General features: G+C 65.5%; 17 protein-coding genes and 1 pseudogene. 8 read left to right on the top strand and 10 right to left on the bottom strand.

Features of this window, described 5'->3' with window-relative positions; all coding sequences use genetic code 11:
• Together IVB36_RS13720 and nadC are read left to right on the top strand one after the other, a co-directional pair.
• Positions 1-475: pseudogene (locus tag IVB36_RS13720) on the top strand (L-aspartate oxidase); the annotation flags it as partial.
• An 11-nt stretch (positions 476-486) separates the two neighbouring features.
• A complete protein-coding gene (gene nadC / locus IVB36_RS13715) occupies positions 487-1,365 on the top strand; it encodes a carboxylating nicotinate-nucleotide diphosphorylase (protein WP_247391679.1) in 879 nt (292 codons plus the stop codon).
• 4 nt (positions 1,366-1,369) lie between these two features.
• Here the strand turns inward: nadC and IVB36_RS13710 are convergent, their stop codons facing one another.
• The 3 genes from IVB36_RS13710 to IVB36_RS13700 all read right to left on the bottom strand — a co-directional run bounded on the left by IVB36_RS13710 (position 1,370) and on the right by IVB36_RS13700 (position 6,509).
• Positions 1,370-2,824 (bottom strand): cell wall hydrolase, encoded by a 1,455-nt coding sequence (locus IVB36_RS13710; RefSeq protein ID WP_247391676.1) that lies wholly within the window; start codon positions 2,822-2,824, stop codon positions 1,370-1,372.
• 478 nt (positions 2,825-3,302) lie between these two features.
• Positions 3,303-6,257 (bottom strand): pyruvate, phosphate dikinase, encoded by a 2,955-nt coding sequence (gene ppdK, locus IVB36_RS13705; protein WP_247372703.1) that lies wholly within the window; start codon positions 6,255-6,257, stop codon positions 3,303-3,305.
• A gap of 96 nt (positions 6,258-6,353) precedes the next feature.
• Positions 6,354-6,509 (bottom strand): DUF3096 domain-containing protein, encoded by a 156-nt coding sequence (locus tag IVB36_RS13700; RefSeq protein ID WP_007594951.1) that lies wholly within the window; start codon positions 6,507-6,509, stop codon positions 6,354-6,356.
• Positions 6,510-6,730: 221 nt separating this feature from the next.
• Here IVB36_RS13700 and IVB36_RS13695 point away from each other — a divergent pair, with 221 nt between their 5' ends.
• Positions 6,731-7,084, top strand: a complete 354-nt coding sequence (locus tag IVB36_RS13695; protein WP_018454893.1) for a DUF1236 domain-containing protein — start codon at positions 6,731-6,733, stop codon at positions 7,082-7,084.
• A gap of 268 nt (positions 7,085-7,352) precedes the next feature.
• Here the strand turns inward: IVB36_RS13695 and glyS are convergent, their stop codons facing one another.
• The 6 genes from glyS to IVB36_RS13665 form a co-directional block, all read right to left on the bottom strand.
• Positions 7,353-9,452: a glycine--tRNA ligase subunit beta gene (glyS, locus tag IVB36_RS13690; protein ID WP_204513856.1), complete on the bottom strand. Its 2,100-nt coding sequence runs from the start codon at positions 9,450-9,452 to the stop codon at positions 7,353-7,355.
• Positions 9,452-10,387, bottom strand: coding sequence for a glycine--tRNA ligase subunit alpha (locus IVB36_RS13685; protein WP_204513855.1), 936 nt, complete (start codon positions 10,385-10,387; stop codon positions 9,452-9,454). The genes glyS and IVB36_RS13685 overlap by 1 nt, the downstream gene beginning before the upstream one ends.
• A 195-nt stretch (positions 10,388-10,582) precedes the next feature.
• Positions 10,583-10,774, bottom strand: a complete 192-nt coding sequence (locus IVB36_RS13680; RefSeq protein WP_085352613.1) for a hypothetical protein — start codon at positions 10,772-10,774, stop codon at positions 10,583-10,585.
• A gap of 118 nt (positions 10,775-10,892) precedes the next feature.
• Positions 10,893-11,801, bottom strand: a complete 909-nt coding sequence (locus IVB36_RS13675) for a S49 family peptidase (RefSeq protein WP_247372701.1) — start codon at positions 11,799-11,801, stop codon at positions 10,893-10,895.
• A gap of 211 nt (positions 11,802-12,012) precedes the next feature.
• Positions 12,013-12,783, bottom strand: coding sequence for a methyltransferase (locus IVB36_RS13670; protein ID WP_247372698.1), 771 nt, complete (start codon positions 12,781-12,783; stop codon positions 12,013-12,015).
• On the bottom strand, positions 12,776-13,003 hold the full coding sequence (locus IVB36_RS13665; RefSeq protein ID WP_007607161.1) for a DUF2007 domain-containing protein: 228 nt from the start codon (positions 13,001-13,003) through the stop codon (positions 12,776-12,778). The genes IVB36_RS13670 and IVB36_RS13665 overlap by 8 nt, the downstream gene beginning before the upstream one ends.
• A gap of 131 nt (positions 13,004-13,134) precedes the next feature.
• On the opposite strand from IVB36_RS13665, the gene IVB36_RS13660 reads away from it, so the two are divergent.
• From IVB36_RS13660 to IVB36_RS13640, 5 genes are all read left to right on the top strand, one after another.
• Entirely contained in the window at positions 13,135-14,142 is a 1,008-nt protein-coding gene (locus tag IVB36_RS13660; RefSeq protein WP_007594965.1) for a polyprenyl synthetase family protein, read from the top strand.
• Between the two features lie 411 nt (positions 14,143-14,553).
• Positions 14,554-15,069, top strand: coding sequence for a helix-turn-helix domain-containing protein (locus tag IVB36_RS13655; protein WP_018454901.1), 516 nt, complete (start codon positions 14,554-14,556; stop codon positions 15,067-15,069).
• Between the two features lies 1 nt (position 15,070).
• Positions 15,071-16,327 (top strand): beta-ketoacyl-ACP synthase II, encoded by a 1,257-nt coding sequence (gene fabF, locus IVB36_RS13650; protein WP_247372696.1) that lies wholly within the window; start codon positions 15,071-15,073, stop codon positions 16,325-16,327.
• A 58-nt stretch (positions 16,328-16,385) separates the two neighbouring features.
• Positions 16,386-17,018, top strand: a complete 633-nt coding sequence (locus IVB36_RS13645; protein ID WP_018454903.1) for a LysE family translocator — start codon at positions 16,386-16,388, stop codon at positions 17,016-17,018.
• 7 nt (positions 17,019-17,025) lie between these two features.
• Positions 17,026-17,901 carry an alpha/beta hydrolase gene (locus tag IVB36_RS13640; protein ID WP_247299542.1) on the top strand — a complete coding sequence of 292 codons (876 nt, stop codon included), beginning with the start codon at positions 17,026-17,028 and terminating at the stop codon, positions 17,899-17,901.
• A gap of 27 nt (positions 17,902-17,928) precedes the next feature.
• On the opposite strand, the gene IVB36_RS13635 is transcribed toward IVB36_RS13640, so the two are convergent.
• Positions 17,929-18,813 (bottom strand): 4-(cytidine 5'-diphospho)-2-C-methyl-D-erythritol kinase, encoded by an 885-nt coding sequence (locus tag IVB36_RS13635; RefSeq protein ID WP_018454905.1) that lies wholly within the window; start codon positions 18,811-18,813, stop codon positions 17,929-17,931.
• Between the last annotated feature and the right edge of the window lie 8 nt (positions 18,814-18,821).

The following is an 18,821-nucleotide window of genomic DNA, read 5'->3' as shown; positions in this document are numbered from 1 at the left end:
CGCGAACCGGCTTGCGTCGAATTCGCTGTTGGAGGCCGTGGTCTACGCCGCGCGCATCGCCGACGACATCGCCGGCCGCACCACTCCCTCGCCCGCACGTCTTGCGGACGTGCCGACGCCGGGGGACGGCGCGCCGGATGCTGCGGCCGTGAAGCGGCTGCGGATGCTGATGAGCACGCATGTCGGCGTGATCCGCAATGGTGACGGGCTTGCGGACGCGGTTCGCAGCTTCTCCGCGCTCGAACGCGAGGCCACGAGCATCGCGGTCCGCAACATGGCAACGGCAGCCCTGCTCGTGGTGGCGTCAGCCTGGAACCGGCGCGAGAGCCGCGGCGCGCACTTCCGCTCCGACCATGCCGCGGACGTGCCCCCCCTCGCGCAACGCACGATGACGACGCTCGCAGCAGTGCGCGAGATCGCGGACAGCCTGAGCGAACGCCCGACACCGCGCACGGCGCAACCGATGACCGCCTGACGGAGTCTGCCATGATCACCCCGAATTCTCTGCTTTATCCCGACGCCTTCCTCTCCCCGCTCGCGATCGACGAGGCCGTGCTGCGCGCGCTCGATGAGGATCTCGGCCGCGCCGGCGACATCACCTCACTTGCGACGATCCCCGAAGCAACGAAGGCGCAAGCAATCCTGGTCGCGCGGCAGTCCGGCGTGATCGCCGGCTTGCCACTGGCGCTCGCCACCTTGCAAAAGCTTTCGCCCGACATCGAGATACGCGCACATGTTCGCGACGCCGCGCGCGTCGCCCGCGGGCAGCAGGTGCTGACGATCTCGGGGCCGGCACGCGCCATCCTCACGGCGGAGCGGACCGCGCTGAATTTCGTCGGCCGCCTGTCGGGCGTTGCGACGCTCACGGCGGACTATGTCGCGCGCACCGAGGGCACCCGGATGAGAATCTGCTGCACGCGAAAGACCACGCCCGGGCTGCGCGCCTTGGAGAAATACGCGGTACGCTGCGGCGGCGGCTTCAATCACCGCTTCGGGCTCGACGACGCGATCCTGATCAAGGACAACCACATCGCGGTCGCCGGCGGCATCCGTCCCGTGCTGGAGCGCGCCCGCGCCCAGGCCGGCCATCTCGTCAAGATCGAGATCGAGGTCGACACGCTTCCGCAGTTGCGCGAGGTGCTCGACACCGGCCTTGCCGACGCCGTGCTGCTCGACAACATGGATATTGCGACGCTGCGCGAAGCCGTCAGGCTCAACGAGGGACGCCTCAAGCTGGAGGCATCCGGCGGTGTCACCCTGGACTCGATCCCAGCCATCGCTGCGACCGGCGTCGACTACGCCTCATCCGGCGCGCTGACGCATTCGGCGCCAAATTTCGACTGCGCGCTGGATATCGAGGCGTGAGGCGCTACCGCCGCTCGGTCGCGCCCATCTCGGCGGAGCTCTTGGCTTGCTGAGTGAGCTCGGCGGAGAGCGCGGCGGTCTGCGCCGGGGTGCCCCAGCTCGGCTCTTCGCTGCCATCGCCCCAGGCGCGTGGGCGATAGAAGGTGTGGACGCCGGTCTTGTACATCTTCTTCATCTCGGCGACCCAGGACGGGCGCACCCAATAGGCGTGGTAGTGCGTGGACTTGCCGACCTCGGGCAGCCAGATCTGGCCGTCGAGCATGGCCTTCGAGATCTTTTTCGCACGGTCCCACATCTCGGGCTCGCGGATCACGTCGGCATTGTTGTCGCAGGCAAAGGTGAACTGGCAAGCGAGATGGCGGTGCTTGTTCTGATAGACGGCGCCGCACACGGTGTCCGGGTATTTGCCGGAGAACACGCGATTCATCACCACCTGCGCAACCGCCATCTGACCGCGCACGGCCTCGCCGCGGGACTCGAAATAGACGGCCTCCGCGAGGCATTTTTCGGACTTCGCGCGCGACTTGTCGTCGAGCGCGAGCCGTTCCGCCGGCGATCTGGCGCGCTGATTGTCGACGTTGACCTCACCCTTCGGCGCGACGCTCTCGCCGCTTTCGATATCCTTCGCAATATCCTCCGACGGCGGCGATAGCGACGCCGTCACCTTCATGTCGGGGTCGGGCATCACGATCAGCGGCTCCGCACCGGGTTGCCAGCTCTCGATGCTCTCGACGTTGCCTCCGAGCGAGGAACTGCCGAAGAACAGGCTCGAGGTCTTGACCCGGAACGGATCGCGCGGCGGTGCAGCCGGAATGGTGGCCTGCTTCAGCGCTTCGAGCGGCTGGAGCGCGAGCGAGCGCGCAGCGTCGCTGGCTTGTGGCGCATTGGTGTATTGCGGCAGCGGCGGCGCACGCAGCGCCTCCGCGAGTTCGGGATCCAGCGCGGCCGCGGATTCCGGCGACATCGCCTGCGGCAGCGCGACGGTCTTGGCGCCGAACACCGAGCTGTTCGACGTCGCGGGATCCTCCTGCGTCGGCACTGCCGTCGGCGCGCCCGCTTCGGGAGCCTGCGTCGGCGTGACCGTTGCGAGGCGATCACCCTTCATCGAGCGATCGACCTTGGGAAAATCGGCGGCCTGGTAGCGGGGCGGCGCCTGCAGCGCCGGATTGCGGCTGATCGCGCCGGTGACGTCGCGGCTGTCGAGGCTCGCGAGACGAACCATCGCGCTCTGCGGAGCCGAAGTGCCGATCGGCCGGGAAAAACTGTAAGTGGCCAGTTGTATGGAGGACGCAGCAGAGAATACCTGCTTCTGCCAACGCTCCGCGACCCCGGGTTGGCGCGCCAACAGCGAGGCAATGTCCTGATAGCCGGTCTCTCTCGGCATCAATGCGAAGATGCAGAGACCGATGCCGAAGGACGCGAACCGCGCGCCCTTCGGATGGGTACGCAACAAAAACATCGATACGCTCACGCTACGCTTACGCTAGAAAAATCGAGCCGCAGTACATCCGTGCAATTCGATCTTTATCGTGAGTATCTAATTTAGGTTGCTGGGGCGTTAATCGGCGTTGCGCATGCGGCACACGCAAGCAATCGCAGGTGTTCTCACGGGGCGATGATGCGCCTTGGTAAATGCGCCCTCACGCGAAGGGGTAAACAACTGGTCAACGCGAATGGTGAAGGAACTCTTGCGCGCACGTGTCATTACGGGATGCGCGCGGTTCCATCGCCACTTCGACCATAGCCGCCATGCCCCGCGAAGGCGGGGCATAGTACGCCGCGGCTCCTTCCCTATCACGTCACCGCCTCTGGAATACTGGATCGCCCGCTTACGCGGGCGATGACACTGAATGTGTGGCAAGAACGTCGCCTCAAAAGAAAGAGGCGGGGTTTTGGCCCCGCCTCTTTCGCTCTCAACATTCAACTCGCCGCTTACCTTACGCTTGGCTCGCGATCGCCTTGCCGAGCGCGGCTTGCGCGGCGGCGAGGCGGGCGATCGGGACGCGGTAGGGCGAGCAGGAGACGTAGTCGAGGCCGATCGCGTGACAGAAGGCGACGGAGGCGGGATCGCCGCCGTGCTCGCCGCAGATGCCGACCTTGAGCGAGGGGCGCGTCTTGCGACCGCGTGCGACGCCGATCTTGACGAGCTCGCCGACGCCTTCCTGGTCGAGCGCGACAAAGGGATCGATCGGCAGGATGCCCTTGGACACGTAGGTGCCGAGGAAGCTTGCGGCATCGTCACGGCTGATGCCGTACGTCGTCTGCGTGAGGTCGTTGGTACCGAATGAGAAGAACTCGGCGCTCTCCGCGATCTCGGCCGCGAGCAGGCAGGCGCGCGGCAGCTCGATCATTGTGCCGACCTGATAGGTCAGCTTGGTGTTGGTGTCGCGCATCACCGCCTTCGCGGTGGAATCGATGCGCGCCTTGACGAGGTCGAGCTCCATCTTGGTGGCGATCAGCGGCACCATCACCTCGAGGCCGACGGCCTTGCCGGTGCGCTTCTCGGCCTCGACCGCCGCTTCGAAGATCGCACGTGCCTGCATCTCGGCGATCTCGGGATAGGCTATCGCGATACGGCAGCCGCGGAAGCCGAGCATCGGATTGAACTCCGACAGCTCCCGCGCGCGGTCGGCCAGGCGCCGCGGGTCGGTGTTCATGGCGCGCGCCACTTCCTCGACCTCGGCATGGGTGTGCGGCAGGAACTCGTGCAGCGGCGGATCAAGCAAGCGGATCGTGACGGGCAGGCCCTTCATGATCTCGAACAACTCGACGAAGTCGGCGCGCTGCATCGGCAGCAGTTTTGCCAGCGCAGCGCGGCGCGACTGCTCGTCCTCGGAGAGGATCATCTCGCGCACCGTGCGGATGCGCGTCTCCTCGAAGAACATGTGCTCGGTACGGCAGAGGCCGATGCCTTCCGCGCCGAACTTGATCGCAGTGTGCGCGTCCTCCGGCGTGTCGGCGTTGACGCGCACGCCGATCTTGCGGACCTGGTCGGCCCATTTCATCAGCGTGCCGAACTCGCCGGACAGCTCGGGCTCGATCATCGGCATGCGGCCGGCGAGCACCTGGCCGAGCGAGCCGTCGATGGTGATGACGTCGCCGGTCTTGAAGGTGCGTGAGCCGATGCTCATGGTGCCGCGGCCGTAATCGACGCGGATGGTGCCGCAGCCGGAGACGCAGGGCTTGCCCATGCCGCGCGCGACGACCGCAGCATGCGAGGTCATGCCGCCGCGGGTGGTCAAGATGCCTTCGGCGGCGTGCATGCCGTGGATGTCTTCGGGGCTGGTCTCGATCCGGACCAGAATCACCTTGCGTCCGTCGGCCTGAAGCTTGGCCGCTTCGTCCGAGGAGAACACGATCTCGCCGGAGGCCGCACCCGGCGAGGCCGGCAGGCCGGTCGCAATCACGTCGCGCTTGGCGTTGGGGTCGATGGTCGGATGCAGCAGCTGGTCGAGCGAGGCGGGGTCGATCCGCGTCACTGCTTCCTTCTTGGTGATCAGGCCTTCATTGGCGAGCTCGACCGCGATGCGCAGCGCCGCCTTGGCAGTACGCTTGCCGCCGCGGGTCTGCAGCATCCAGAGCTTGCCCTGCTCGACCGTGAACTCCATGTCCTGCATGTCGCGGTAGTGCTTCTCGAGCAGCGTGTAGATCCGCGTCAGCTCCCTGAAGGCTTCCGGCATCGCCGATTCCATCGATGCCTTGTCGGAGCCCGAGTCCTTGCGCGCTTCCTCGGTGATGTCCTGCGGTGTGCGGATGCCCGCCACCACGTCCTCCCCTTGCGCGTTGATCAGGAACTCGCCGTAGAGCTTGCTCTCGCCGGTCGAGGGATTGCGCGTGAAGGCAACGCCGGTCGCCGAGGTCTCGCCCATGTTGCCGAACACCATGGCCTGCACGTTGACCGCGGTGCCCCAGGATTCCGGAATGTCGTGCAGCCTGCGGTAGGTCACCGCGCGGGCGTTCATCCAGGATGAAAACACCGCGCCGATCGCGCCCCAGAGTTGGTCGTGCGGGTCCTGCGGAAAATCCTTGCCCGTTTCGCGCGCGACCGCGTCCTTGTACTTGCCGACCAGATCGACCCAGTCGTCGGCGGTGAGATCCGTGTCGAGCGTGTAGCCCTGGCTGTCCTTGAAGGTATCGAGGATTTCCTCGAAATGATGATGCTCGAAGCCGAGCACCACGTCCGAATACATGGTGATGAAGCGGCGATAGCTGTCATAGGCGAAGCGGCGATCGCCCGACAGTTCCGACAGCGCTTCCACCGTCTCGTCGTTGAGGCCGAGATTGAGCACCGTGTCCATCATGCCCGGCATCGAGGCGCGGCCGCCGGAGCGCACGGAAACGAGCAGCGGATTCCTGGAATCGCCGAAGATCTTGCCGGTCAACTTGCCGACATGATCGAGCGCCTTCTCAACCTGCGACTTCAATTCCTTCGGGTAGGATTTGTCATGCGCGTAGAAATAGGTGCAGACCGAGGTCGGGATGGTGAAGCCCGGAGGCACCGGCAGGCCGAGATTGGCCATCTCGGCGAGGTTGGCGCCCTTGCCGCCGAGCAAATCGCGCATCTCCGCTTTGCCCTCGGCCTTGCCGTCCCCAAAGGTGAACACCCACTTGCCGGCCTTGGCCGCAACAGGCGCAGCCTTGGTTGAAGCAGTCTTGCTCGGTACCGGCTTCGCGGCGACCTTCGGCGCAACCGGCTTCGTCGCTGCCTTTGCAACAGCCTTGGAAACCGACTTGGCGGCAGGCTTCACAGCCGGCTTGGCAGCGGCCTTGGCCACGGGCTTCGGGGCGCGCTTGGCAAGTGCCTTGCGGGCCGCCGGCGCGGCTTTCGCCTTGGCGGAGGACTTTGATTTCGCTGGAATTTTCGCTGGAGTTTTCGAGGCGGCTTTGGCCATAGCTTGCACACAACCTGCGAGAGGAATGGGTAATTGCGCGCCTTACACCACTTTGGGCAGGTCCGCGCAAGTCGAAGAGTTCCCTAGAATGAAGGCCTAGAGATGGAGCCACTTCAACAATCCGAGCCCGATCGCACCATTTATGATGAGAAAAATCGCGACGATCAGGTTCAGGAGGCGCGGCATGATCAGGATGAGCACACCCGCAAGCAGCGACAGGATCGGCGAGATGTGGGCGACGGTGATGTGCATGAATTTTCTTTCCGTGGGTGGGGCGAATCGCGGCGGGATCATAGCGGACTGGGTTCCGCGGGTAGAGACGCACCGGGGGCGCGCGAGTTCCCGGCTTCGCGAAAACTGCCCGAAAATGCCGCGAATGCGGCGGGCGTTTTCCGGAACATCGCGGAGACGCATGCATTGGCAACCGGTCGCGCCAGTGGCGCTTCCCGAAAACCTTCTCGAAGGAGTTGCCCATGCGGAACAGGATTCTTGCTCTTGCAGCGCTCGCGGCCTCGATCGGCTCGCCCCTTGCGGCGCAGGCGCAAAGCAGCGTCACCGTGGGACGCGCGCCCGTCGTCGTCGAGAGCGGCCCGACCATTGCGGTCGAGCAGCGGCCGGCTTTCCGCGACTATGTCGTCGAACAACGTGTGCCGGCTTTCCGCATCCCGGATCGCGTGGTGGTCGGTGCCACCTTACCTGAAAGCGGCGTCACCTATTATGACGTGCCGCAACGTTTCGGCGCCACCACCTATCGCTACACCGTCGTAAACGGCGAGACCGTGCTGGTTGAGCCGCGCTCGCGGCGCATCGTCGAGGTGATGGACTAACGTTTCCGGTATCAACTAGGTGTCCGGCGCGTCACATCAATCAGGCTGACGCGAGCAGTATAGTCGGACATCAGGCCCCGCCCGGTCCTCCCCCCGCCGGGCGGGGCTTTTTGTGTGGGCACTCTTCGCGCACAGCAATTGCGGCCACCAACTCCGTCGTCATGGCCCGGGCTTGTCCCGGCCATCCATGCCTCTCCGCGAGCGAAGAAGGACGTGGATGCCCGGGACAAGCCCGGGCATGACGGGGTCCAGTTGCGCCAAGACGCGCTCAATCCTGGATCTTCGAGAAATCCGCCACCGCACGCGTGGCGCTGCGGATCTCGTTGAGCAATTTTAGCCGGTTCTCACGCACCTTCGCATCCTCGTCGTTGACGCGAACTTTCTCGAAGAACGCATCGACCGGCGGACGCAGCTTGGCCATCGCACTCATCGCGGCAGCGAAGTCTTCCTTCGCGACAGCAGCGCTTGCCTCCGCCTTCACTTCGCCGATCGCGTTGGCCAGCGCCTTCTCCTCGTCGAGGCCATAGAGCGCAGCATCGGGCGCGCCCTCGAACGCGCGCTTGTCCTTCTTCTCCTCGATGCCGAGGATATTGCTGGCGCGCTTGATGCCGGCGAGCAAATTCTTGCCGTCCTCGGACTCGAGGAATTTTCCAAGCGCCTCGACGCGGCGGACGATCATCAGAAGGTCGTCCTGGCCACCGAGCGCGAACACGGCGTCGACCAGATCGTGCCGCGCGCCCTGCTCGCGGAGCTGCACTTTCAGCCGGTCTGCGAAGAAGGCGAGCAGGTCGCTCGGAAGCTTCTGCGCATCGGCAGGCTTCAAGGACAAGCCGGCGAGTGCGGACGCCGCCATCTTCATGATCGACATACGCAGTGCGTTCTCACCGATCAGCCTGATCACACCCAGCGCCGCGCGGCGCAGCGCATACGGATCCTTCGATCCCGTCGGCTTTTCGTCGATCGCCCAGAAGCCGACAAGCGTGTCGAGCTTGTCCGCGAGCGCGACTGCGACGCTGACCGGATCGGTCGGCACGCGATCGGCAGGCCCTTGCGGCTTATAGTGCTCCTCGCAGGCGGCAGCGACGGAGGCGTCCTCGCCCTGGGCCAGCGCGTAGTACTTGCCCATCAGGCCCTGCACCTCGGGGAATTCGCCGACGACTTCGGTCAGCAAATCCGCCTTCGCCAGATGCGCGGCGCGCGTCGCCTTGGCGACATCGGCGCCGACGAGCGGCGCGATCTCTGCGGCGAGACGCTCGATTCGCTTGATGCGCGCAGCCTGGGTGCCGAGCTTCTCGTGGAACACGATCTGCTCGAACTTCGGCAGCCGGTCTTCCAGCTTCGTCTTCAGGTCCGTCTCGTAGAAGAATTTCGCATCCGACAAGCGCGGACGAATCACACGCTCGTTGCCGGCGACGATGGTCTTGCCGCCGTCAGGCGCCTCGATGTTGGCGGTGAGCACGAACTTGTTGGTCAGCTTGCCCGTCTTGGGATCTTTGACGACGAAGCACTTCTGGTTGTTGCGGATGGTGGCGCGGATCACCTCGTCGGGGATCGCGAGATACTCCGCTTCGAACGATCCCATCATGACGACGGGCCATTCGACGAGACCCGAAACCTCATCGAGCAGCACCTGATCCTCGACCAGTTCGAACCCTTGCGCAAAGGTCAGCTCCTTGGCGTCGGCAAAGATGATGTCCTTGCGCGCCTGCGGATCGAGGATGACTTTTGCGGCCTTCAGCTTCGCTTCGTAGTCCTCGAAGCGGCGGACGGAAATCGCGCTAGGAGCCATGAAGCGGTGACCGTAAGTGGTCTGGCCGGCCTCGATGCCGTCCACCGAGAATTTGACGACATCGGGCTCTTCGGTCTCGAGCCCAAACGTCGCGGTGATCGCGTGCAGCGGACGCACCCAGCTCAGCGAGCCCGGCTTGCCGGAGCGCGCGCCCCAGCGCATCGATTTCGGCCAAGGGAAAGTGCGGATGATCACGGGGAGGATTTCCGCGAGCACGTCGATGGCGTCGCGGCCGGGCTTCTCGATCAGCGCGATGTAGAAGTCGCCCTTCGGATCGCGCTGGATCTTGGCCTCGTCCAGCGACGTCAAACCCGTCGCTTTCAGAAAACCCTGCACGGCCGCGTCGGCCGCACCGATCTTCGGTCCGCGGCGTTCGGTCTTCAGGTCAGGCTGGCGCGCAGGGATGCCGTGCACGGTAAGCGCAAGGCGGCGCGGCGTCGCGAACGCCTTCGCGCCTTCGTAGACGAGACCCTCGGCGACGAGCTTGTCGGTGACCATGCGGCGCAGATCGTCCGCCGCCTTGGCCTGCATGCGCGCGGGGATTTCTTCCGAGAAAAGTTCAAGCAAAAGATCGGGCATCAGGTCGCTCCGCCCGCTTCAGTATGTATCCAGGCCTCGCCGCAAGCTTTTGCCAGTTCGCGCACGCGAAGAATGTAGCTCTGCCGCTCCGTCACGGAGATCACGCCGCGCGCGTCGAGCAGGTTGAACACATGGCTTGCCTTGATGCACTGGTCATAGGCCGGAAGCGACATCAGATGCGCCTCGCGCTTGCCATCTTTCCAACCCGCATCGAGGTATTTCCGGCAGGCGGCTTCCGCCATCTTGAACTGCTCGAACAGCATCGCGGTGTCGGCCACTTCGAAATTGTGCTTCGAATATTCCCGCTCGGCCTGCAGGAAGACATCGCCATAGGTGACCTTGGCGTCGCCGTCGCGGCCGTTGAAGTTGAGGTCGTAGACCCGGTCGACGCCCTGCACGTACATCGCGAGGCGCTCGAGCCCGTAGGTGAGTTCGCCCGCGACCGGCGCGCATTCGACACCCGCGACCTGCTGGAAATAGGTGAACTGGCTGACTTCCATGCCGTCGCACCAGCACTCCCAGCCGAGGCCCCAGGCGCCCAGCGTCGGGCTCTCCCAATCGTCCTCGACGAAGCGAATGTCGTGCACGGCGGAATCGATGCCGATCGCGGCGAGCGACTTCAGGTACAGCTCCTGAAGGTTCGCCGGCGACGGCTTCATGATCACCTGGAATTGGTAGTAGTGCTGCAGCCGGTTCGGATTCTCGCCGTAGCGGCCGTCCTTGGGCCGCCGCGAGGGCTGCACGTAGGCCGCATTCCAGGGCTTTGGCCCGAGCGCGCGCAGCGTGGTCGCCGGATGGAAGGTACCCGCACCCATCTCCATATCGTAGGGCTGCAGGATCACGCAGCCCTGCTCGGCCCAGAACCGCTGGAGCGCGAGGATAAAGCCCTGGAACGAGCGTTCCGGGCGCATATGGGCGGGCAAGGAGGCGTCCATCGTCAGATCGGGCTCTCGCGGGGGGTTGAATCGCGCGGGACCGTATCGACGGCAGGGGTGGGAATCAAGGTGAAGGGGGTGGATTCGGGCCTAGTTCTCCGTCATGGCCGGGCTTGTCCCGGGCATCCACGTTCTTCGTGCGGTGAGACAAGGCGTGGATGGCCGGGACAAGCCCGGCCATGACGTCTGCAGCAACTAACCCGGCCGATATGCTCCGGTGACGGGATCCTGCTTCAGCGTCTGGACGGCCCCCATATGGGCGGCCTCGGCGACGCGCGAGAGGCGCATCTCCTCCAGCTCCTGGTTGATCCTGACGGCGGTCTTGTAAGCCCAGCGGACCACGGCAAGCCCGCCCAGGACGCCCGCGAATGCGACGAACGGCGGCATCGGTCGTTCCTTGTTCACAATGCTCAGCCCCCACGCGCATTCTTGCGCAGACCGGGCCGCGCCGCAATTGGCACGGCTTCAAGTCTCCTTGGGGCCAAATGGCGCGGAGGGGCTCCGTCTAAAACCCGAATTTCGCCCAGATCGCGCGCGTCTCGACCGCCGAGATCAGGTCGTCCGGCAGGCTGGCCATTGATTCCATGGCGGAAAGCTGCCCCGCGCCGGGCGATTTCCGGCCCAAAAGGCCGGAGAGCAGACCGGTCGGCTGGGCAATCACGGGGGTGAGAACCTTCTCGCCATAGCGGGCACGAAGAGTTGAGCGGAGATCGCCGATGCTGTCGGCGAGCCCCAGCGCGATCGAACTCTCGCCGGCCCAGTATTCGCCCGTGAACAGGGTGTCGTCGGAGCCCTTCAACCGCGCGCCGCGGCTCTCCTTCACCAGCGCGATGAAGATCTGGTGGATCTCGCGCTGGAGCGCCTTGAGCTTGGCGACGTCGTCGGGGTTTTCAGGGAGAAACGGATCGAGCATCGCCTTGTGCGCGCCGGCGGTGTAGAGGCGCCGCTCGATGCCGAGCCGCTTGATCGCCTCCTGGAAACCAAAACTGCCGCCGACCACGCCGATCGAGCCGAGGATCGAGGACGGATCGCAGATGATCTCGTCGCCGGCGCACGCGATCATGTAGCCGCCGGAGGCCGCGACGTCCTCGACGAACACCAGCACCGGCAGCTTCTTCTCCGCCGCGAGCTGCTTGATGCGCAGGTAGATCTGGCGCGACTGCACCGGCGAGCCGCCGGGCGAATTGATCACCAGCGCCACCGCCTTGGCGTTGCGCGTCGAAAACGCCCGCTCCAGAACCCGCGAAACCGTCGCGAGCGTCATGCCCGGGCGCAGCGGCGTCACTGCGCCGATCACACCGGACAGCCGCACCACCGGCACCACGGCCGTGCCGGGACGGAAGCGCGCCGGCAGATATTGCATGAGCTTGTCGGCCAGGCCGGAACTCTCAGGATCGTTCAATTTTTCGGCCATGCCGTTACCTCTGATTAACCGTTTCTTATCACGCGACTGTCATTGGAAGGGCCCGGAACGTGTTTTGCAGAAACGCCGTTGAGAGGCTGCAATGGGCCAGCGGAGAACACCATGAAAATCTATCTGCTGATGCTGCTGATCGGTGCGCTGTTCATGGCGATCCGCCTGACGACTCCGCAAGAGCAGCAGTCGGAATCGCTTCCGCGATAGCTCAGCACGGTTCCACCAGGGGTAGAACCGCCCTTCCCTCCAGAATATCCATCACCTCTATTTTGGGCACGCGTGACTCCTCGTTGAGCATGAGGCCCGGCAACAATCGTACCGGTGCCCTCCCGCCCTTGATTGCGCGCACCAGCACGCGGATCGCGGGCCGCCCGGCTTCACCGTGAACCGGCAGAATCGCGAGACTGCCGAAGCCGCGAGACAGCGCCGCCAAAACCTCCGCGATCCCATCTGCGCGCCAGATCAATGTCAGCGCGCCATGCGATCGGAGGATGCGCCGCGCCGCATGCACCCAGGCATTCAGCGTCTGATCCGTCGCCACATGCGCGATCTGGCGCGCCTGATCGGGCGAACCGCGATGGCGAGCGGGATCGTTGAAGGGCGGGTTCATCAGCACGACGTCGACGCTGTCGGGCGCGAGCCCGCTGGCTGCGAAGGCCTGCGCGTCCGCGGTGACGTCGAGCACGATCGTCTCGGCGGCAATCGCATTCGCGGCCGCATTGGCGCGCGCAAGCTCCGCCAGCTCCGGATCGATCTCGAGCAGGCCGAGCCTGATCCCGGCGACGCGCCGAGCCAACGCAAGGCCCGCCGTGCCGATGCCGGCGCCGAGATCGACGACACGGTCGCCCGCCCTCGCCTCCGTCGCCGCCGCGAGCAGAATGGCGTCGTGCCCGGCGCGATGGCCAGACCGCTTCTGCTTCAGCCGCAATTGCCCGCCGAGAAAGGCGTCCTCGGTGAGGTCTGTCAGGGCTTCACTCATCGCCGCGCAGTTCGTGGCTGAGGCCGGCCTCGGTCAGAAGCTGCCGGGCCTCGATGGCGTCGTCCTCGTGGACCAGGATCCGCCGCGGCAAAATGCCGAGCGAGCCCTCAATGATGCTCATGTTCTGGTCCAGCACCAGATGATGGATGTTGGCGCCGTCGAGCAGCGCGCCGATCGCCGACACCAGCACCATATCGTTGGTCCGAACCAGTTCTCGCAAAACACAGCCTCCTGCCTGACGGGGATTAAGCGCCAAATGTCAATGGTTCCACGGCCCTTGCCGCATCCCCGTCCAGTTTCTATTGTCTTTCCATCAGAATAGCCCTTCCGGGGCAAATATTGGAGACCGGCGTGGCCGTCATCGTACCTTTCGAAACCCCCGGCGCGTCGATCGAAGAGCTGGTTGCCCTTGTCGCCGGTGACATGGAGCGCGTCAACGCCACGATCCTGTCGCGGACCGGTTCGGACGTGACCATGATCCCGGAGGTCGCCAACCATTTGATCTCCTCCGGGGGCAAGCGCCTGCGTCCGATGCTGACGTTGGCCATGGCCAACCTCGCCGGCTACACCGGCGACGGCCATATCAAACTCGCCGCCAGCGTCGAGTTCATGCATACCGCCACGCTGCTCCATGACGACGTCGTCGACGAGAGCGAGATGCGCCGCGGCAAGCTGTCGGCGCGCATGCTCTGGGGCAATGAGGCGAGCGTGCTGGTCGGCGACTTCCTGCTCGGCCAGGCCTTCCGCATGATGGTCGAGGTCGGCTCGCTCCGCGCGCTCGACATTCTCTCCGCGGCCGCCGCCACCATCGCCGAGGGCGAGGTGATGCAGCTTGCCGCCGCCAAGAACACCGCGACCACCGAAGACGAATATCTCGCCGTAATCCGCGGCAAGACCGCCGAGCTGTTCGCGGCCGCCTGCGAGGTCGGGCCCGTGATCGCCAACCGCCCGAAGGCGGAGCAGACCGCCTGCCGCTCGGTCGGCATGAATCTCGGCATCGCCTTCCAGCTCGTCGACGACGTGCTCGACTATGGCGGCAAGAGCGCCAAGCTCGGCAAGAACACCGGCGACGATTTCCGCGAGGGCAAGATCACGCTGCCCGTCGTGCTCGCCTTCCGCCGCGGCAACGACACCGAGCGCGCCTTCTGGATCCGCGCGCTGGAGCGCGGTGAGATCGGCGACACCGACCTCGACCACGCCATCGGGTTGATGAACAAGCATCGCGCGCTCGAAGACACGCGCAGCCGCGCCCAGCACTACGGCGCCATGGCCGTGGACGCGCTGGCGCTGTTCCCGTCCTCGCCGATGAAGAGCGCGCTGGAGCAGGTCGTGGCGTTCTGCCTGGCTCGGTCGCATTAGCTACCTGCATCCTTAGCGCTTGCTGGTAGCCACACCCTCAGTGTCGTCCCGGCGAAGGCCGGGACCCATTACCTCGGTCAGCGTTGTCTTAGCGCCTGTAGCAACCATCGTGCACCACAACAACAGTCGTGGCTATTGGGTCCCGGCCTTCGCCGGGACGACATCGTTGAGATACGCGCCACCACCGCATTAACAGCGTCATTGCGAGCGCAGCGAAGCAATCCAGAATCTTCCCGCAAAGGGACTCTAGATTGTTTCGCTTCGCTCGCAATGACGAGCTAGGTGTGCGAGGGCCGCCTTCCAACTTGCATTCAAATCCTGTGCGCCATCTTGCGGCACACCTCCGTCGGAGTGTTCTAACGGTTCGCCTACTAACTTGCATTTTGCAAGCTACTCACCTACCTTCCCCTCATGCAGCCCAAATCCCCCTCCATTCAGGAATGTCCGGTCGGCCGCGCCGTGGAGACGGTCGGCGAATGGTGGAGCATTTTGATCCTGCGGGATGCATTCCAGGGCGCAACGAGGTTCGACGAATTTTCGCAAAGCCTCGGGATCGCGCCGAACATCCTGTCGCGGCGGTTGGCCCATCTCACCGAAAGCGGCATGTTCGTCCGCCGCCGCTACAATGAACGGCCGCCGCGCTACGAATATGTGCTGACGGACAAGGCCCGGGACTTCTTCCCCGTGGTCGCAACCCTGCTCGCTTGGGGCAACAAGCATCTCGCACCGATGGGCGAAGCGATCCTGCTCGCGAACCGGCACGATTGTCGTCCGTTCAATCCGGTCGTGGTCGATGCCGCCGACATGCAGCCGATCACGCTCACCAATGCGGTCGTCGTCGCAGGCCCCCGCGCCAGCCGTGTAATGCGTAAACGGCTGACCTCGCTCAAAGCCATGAACCCGGCCGTCGCGCCGGCTGGAGACTGACATGCGTCGTATCGTCGTGACGGGAATGGGCGCGGTGTCGCCGCTTGGCTGCGGTGTCGAACTTTCGTGGCGCCGGCTGCTGGCCGGCCAAAGCGGGCTGCGCCCGCTGCCGGAATGGTCGCAGGCGCTGCCCGCACGTATTGCCGGCCTCGTGCCCGACAAGGCCGATGACGCGGAGGGCGGCTTCGATCCCGCGCAGGCCGCCGCGCCGAAAGACCAGCGCAAGATGGACCGCTTCATCCTGTTCGCGCTGCTCGCCACCGCGGAAGCGGTTGCGCAGGCCGGTTGGACGCCGCAGGACGCGGCGGCGCAGGAACGAACTGCGACGATCATCGCCTCCGGCGTCGGCGGTTTTCCGGCAATGGCGGAGGCGGTGCGCATCACCGAACAGCGCGGCCCGCGCCGGCTGTCGCCGTTCACGATCCCCTCCTTCCTCGCCAATCTCGCCGCCGGCCACGTCTCGATCAAATACGGCTACAAGGGAGCGCTGGGCACACCGGTCACGGCCTGCGCTGCCGGCGTTCAGGCGATCGGCGATGCCGCGCGCATGATCCGCGCGGGCGAGACTGATGTGGCGATCTGCGGCGGCGCGGAAGCCTGCATCGACATCGTCAGCCTCGGCGGCTTTGCGGCGGCCCGCGCACTGTCGAGCGGATTCAATGACGCCCGCGCCTCGCGCCCGTTCGATCGCGACCGCGACGGTTTTGTCATGGGCGAAGGCGCCGGCATCCTGGTGATCGAGGAGCTGGAGCATGCATTGGCGCGCGGCGCGAGGCCGATCGCGGAGATCGTCGGATACGGTACGACCGCGGACGCCTATCACATGACATCGGGTCCGCCTGACGGCGACGGCGCCCGGCGCGCCATGGAGATCGCGCTCCGGCAGGCCAAGCTTGCGCCCGCGGATTTACAGCACCTGAACGCGCATGCGACGTCGACGCCGGCCGGCGACGAGAGCGAGCTTGGCGCCATCGCCGCGCTATTCGGCCGCCACCGCGGCATCGCGGTGAGCGCGACCAAATCGGCCACCGGGCATCTGCTCGGCGCCGCCGGTGGCCTCGAAGCGGTCTTCACCGCGCTCGCCCTGCGCGACCAGATCGCGCCGCCGACGCTCAATCTCGAAAACCCTGATCCCGCCGCTGACGGCATCGACATCGTCGCCGGTGTGGCGCGACCGATGCCGATGCAGCACGCGATCTCGAACGGGTTCGGCTTCGGCGGGGTGAATGCCAGCGTGATCTTCCGCCGGATGGGCTGAACGACGGGCCTTAGTCGACGGGCCTTGCAATCGCGGCAAGCATCGCTACCAAAGCAGGATGATCAACACGAATTTCTGGCTGTTCCTGGCCGCCGCTTGTCTCATCGCCGCCGTTCCCGGCCCCGGCATTTTCTACGTCGCGGCACGGACCCTATCGGAAGGGCGCGGCAGCGGTTTTGCATCGACCGCGGGCACCGCACTCGGCGGGCTGGTTCATGTGGTCGCGGGCAGCTTCGGCATCTCCGCGATCATTCTTGCCAGCGCCGAGCTGTTTGCCGCCGTGAAATTCGTCGGCGCACTTTATCTCGTCTGGCTCGGCATCAGGACTTTTCGCAGCGCCAGCCGCGCGCCGTCATTCGACAGCAAGCCCGTCGGCGACAAGCGCGCCTTTCGCGACGGCGTGCTGGTCGAGGCGCTGAACCCGAAGACCGCCGCCTTCTTCCTCGCCTTCATTCCGCAGTTCCTTGACCCGGCGGGATCGAACCCGACACTGCAATTCATCACGTTGGGCGCGCTCTCGGTGACGCTGAACACGCTCGCCGATATCGTGGTGGTGCTGATGGCCTCCGCGACACGTACGCAGTTGATCGGACGCCCGCATTTGATGCGACGTCTCACCCAGGGCTCCGGCGTCTTCATCGCAGGGCTCGGCCTGTCGCTCGCACTGGCGCGGCGGCCCGTGAATGGATAGCGCCACCATGCCCGCCCCGCAAAGCCGCATTTACGAGTCTCACGGCCTGCGGCTGCACTATGCCGACTGGGGCAACGACGGCGCGCCGGTCGCCATCCTGGTTCACGGCGGCCGCGATCACTGCCGGAGCTGGGACGTCATCGCCCGGTCGCTGCAGCCGCATTTTCACGTGCTCGCACCGGACCTGCGCGGTCACGGCGATTCCGACTGGACCAGGGGCGGCAGCTACGCGCTGACGGAGTATGTGTACGATCTGGCCCAGCTCGTCCGTGCCATCGCGGCGCCTCAAGTCACTCTCATCGGCCATTCTATGGGCGGCATGGTCAGCCTGATCTTTACAGGGGCATTCCCCGAACAGGTCTCGAAGCTGGTCGTGCTCGACGGCGTGACGATGTTGCCGGATACACCAAAACCGCCGGTGCATGAGCGGATCGGCAAGTGGATCGGTCAGCTCGACAAGTTGCACGACCGCGCACCGCGCCGCTATTCGACCCTCGAAGACGCGGCGGCGCAGATGGTCCTTCACAACAAGCGGCTGTCTCGCGAGCTCGCGCTGCACCTCGCCACCCACGGCGCGCGGCAGAACGAGGACGGCACCTATAGCTGGAAGTTCGATCCCTACCAGCGCGCCTCTGCGCCGCACCGGCTCTGGCCGGACGATCACATCGCGCTGTGGTCGCGCATCACCTGTCCGACGCTGCTCTTGAATGCCGGCGAAAGCTTTCTGGCTGGCGCGAGGGCCGCGGGGCTGGAGCGCTACTTTCCGCAGGCGCGCGTCGAGACCATTGCAGGGGCCGGACACTGGCTGCAGCATGACAAGCCGCAGGAGGTGTTGGGTGAGATCCGGCGGTTTCTCGGGCTTGGCGAGGACGCTGCGGGCTAGCTCCGCAACATCCGCGTCATTGCAGATCTAGCTCAGCGTTCCCGAGTGCACCCACCAGCCGGAATGATCCCTGCGGATATTCTCGGCGGCGGCATGCGCCTCGGCAGATGCGCCATAGATCGCAAAGCACGTCGCCCCCGAGCCGGACATGCGGGCGAGCTTGACGCCGGCGGAGCCACGCAAGGCTTCCAGCACGTCGCCAATCACCGGCTTGATGCGCATCGCAGGCGCTTCGAGATCATTGGCGACGGTCTCGAGAGTATCGATCCAGTCGGCGATGGAGGCGCCCTCGCCTGGCCAGGCCGGGCCGTCGAAGACGGACGTGGCGCCGACCAGGAGTTCGCCGTTGCGCAGGCCCAGCTCCTGGAACACGTCCTTTGTCGCGACCGGCACGCGTGGATTGACCATCACGCAGGGCATGCTCGGCAGCATCAAGGGCAGCAGCTGCTCGCCGACACCGGTCATGTCGCAGGCGCGCGAGAACAGACACACCGGCACGTCGGCGCCGGTCGCAAGCGCAACCTTCTGGAGGCGGGCGTCGTCGAGCGACAGATCGTTGAGGCGCGCCAGCAACCGCAGCGCCGCCGCGGCGTCGGCCGAGCCGCCGCCGATGCCGGCGGCGACCGGGAGCACCTTGTCGAGCGCGAAGGCGCCCAGCTTCAGGTTCGGGACGGCTTCGGCCAGGAGCTTGGCCGCCTTGAACACGAGGTTGTCGGCCATATTGCCGCAGGCCGCGGCGAGCGGCCCCGTCGTGGTGAGCTTCAGCTCGCCGCCGGGCTCCAGCGTGAGCCGGTCGGCGCAGTCGGCAAAGGCGACCACGCTTTCGAGATCATGATAGCCGTCGGCACGACGGCCCACCACGCGAAGGCTCAGATTGACCTTCGCGCGCCCTTCTTCAATCAACGCCGGCATTGACGACA

The organism is Bradyrhizobium sp. 35, assembly GCF_023073215.1.
GTDB lineage: Bacteria > Pseudomonadota > Alphaproteobacteria > Rhizobiales > Xanthobacteraceae > Bradyrhizobium > Bradyrhizobium canariense_D.
Note: the sequence above shows the minus strand (reverse complement) of the source record. Positions and strands in the feature narration are given on the sequence as shown.

Excerpts from the sequence above, each read along its gene's own strand:
- nadC (WP_247391679.1), top strand. The coding sequence starts at position 487 with ATGATCACCCCGAATTCTCTGCTTTATCCCGACGCCTTCCTCTCCCCG.
- IVB36_RS13710 (WP_247391676.1), bottom strand. The coding sequence starts at position 2,824 with ATGTTTTTGTTGCGTACCCATCCGAAGGGCGCGCGGTTCGCGTCCTTC.
- ppdK (WP_247372703.1), bottom strand. The coding sequence starts at position 6,257 with ATGGCCAAAGCCGCCTCGAAAACTCCAGCGAAAATTCCAGCGAAATCA.
- IVB36_RS13700 (WP_007594951.1), bottom strand. The coding sequence starts at position 6,509 with ATGCACATCACCGTCGCCCACATCTCGCCGATCCTGTCGCTGCTTGCG.
- IVB36_RS13695 (WP_018454893.1), top strand. The coding sequence starts at position 6,731 with ATGCGGAACAGGATTCTTGCTCTTGCAGCGCTCGCGGCCTCGATCGGC.
- glyS (WP_204513856.1), bottom strand. The coding sequence starts at position 9,452 with ATGCCCGATCTTTTGCTTGAACTTTTCTCGGAAGAAATCCCCGCGCGC.
- IVB36_RS13685 (WP_204513855.1), bottom strand. The coding sequence starts at position 10,387 with ATGGACGCCTCCTTGCCCGCCCATATGCGCCCGGAACGCTCGTTCCAG.
- IVB36_RS13680 (WP_085352613.1), bottom strand. The coding sequence starts at position 10,774 with ATGCCGCCGTTCGTCGCATTCGCGGGCGTCCTGGGCGGGCTTGCCGTG.
- IVB36_RS13675 (WP_247372701.1), bottom strand. The coding sequence starts at position 11,801 with ATGGCCGAAAAATTGAACGATCCTGAGAGTTCCGGCCTGGCCGACAAG.
- IVB36_RS13670 (WP_247372698.1), bottom strand. The coding sequence starts at position 12,783 with ATGAGTGAAGCCCTGACAGACCTCACCGAGGACGCCTTTCTCGGCGGG.
- IVB36_RS13655 (WP_018454901.1), top strand. The coding sequence starts at position 14,554 with ATGCAGCCCAAATCCCCCTCCATTCAGGAATGTCCGGTCGGCCGCGCC.
- fabF (WP_247372696.1), top strand. The coding sequence starts at position 15,071 with ATGCGTCGTATCGTCGTGACGGGAATGGGCGCGGTGTCGCCGCTTGGC.
- IVB36_RS13645 (WP_018454903.1), top strand. The coding sequence starts at position 16,386 with ATGATCAACACGAATTTCTGGCTGTTCCTGGCCGCCGCTTGTCTCATC.
- IVB36_RS13640 (WP_247299542.1), top strand. The coding sequence starts at position 17,026 with ATGCCCGCCCCGCAAAGCCGCATTTACGAGTCTCACGGCCTGCGGCTG.
- IVB36_RS13635 (WP_018454905.1), bottom strand. The coding sequence starts at position 18,813 with ATGCCGGCGTTGATTGAAGAAGGGCGCGCGAAGGTCAATCTGAGCCTT.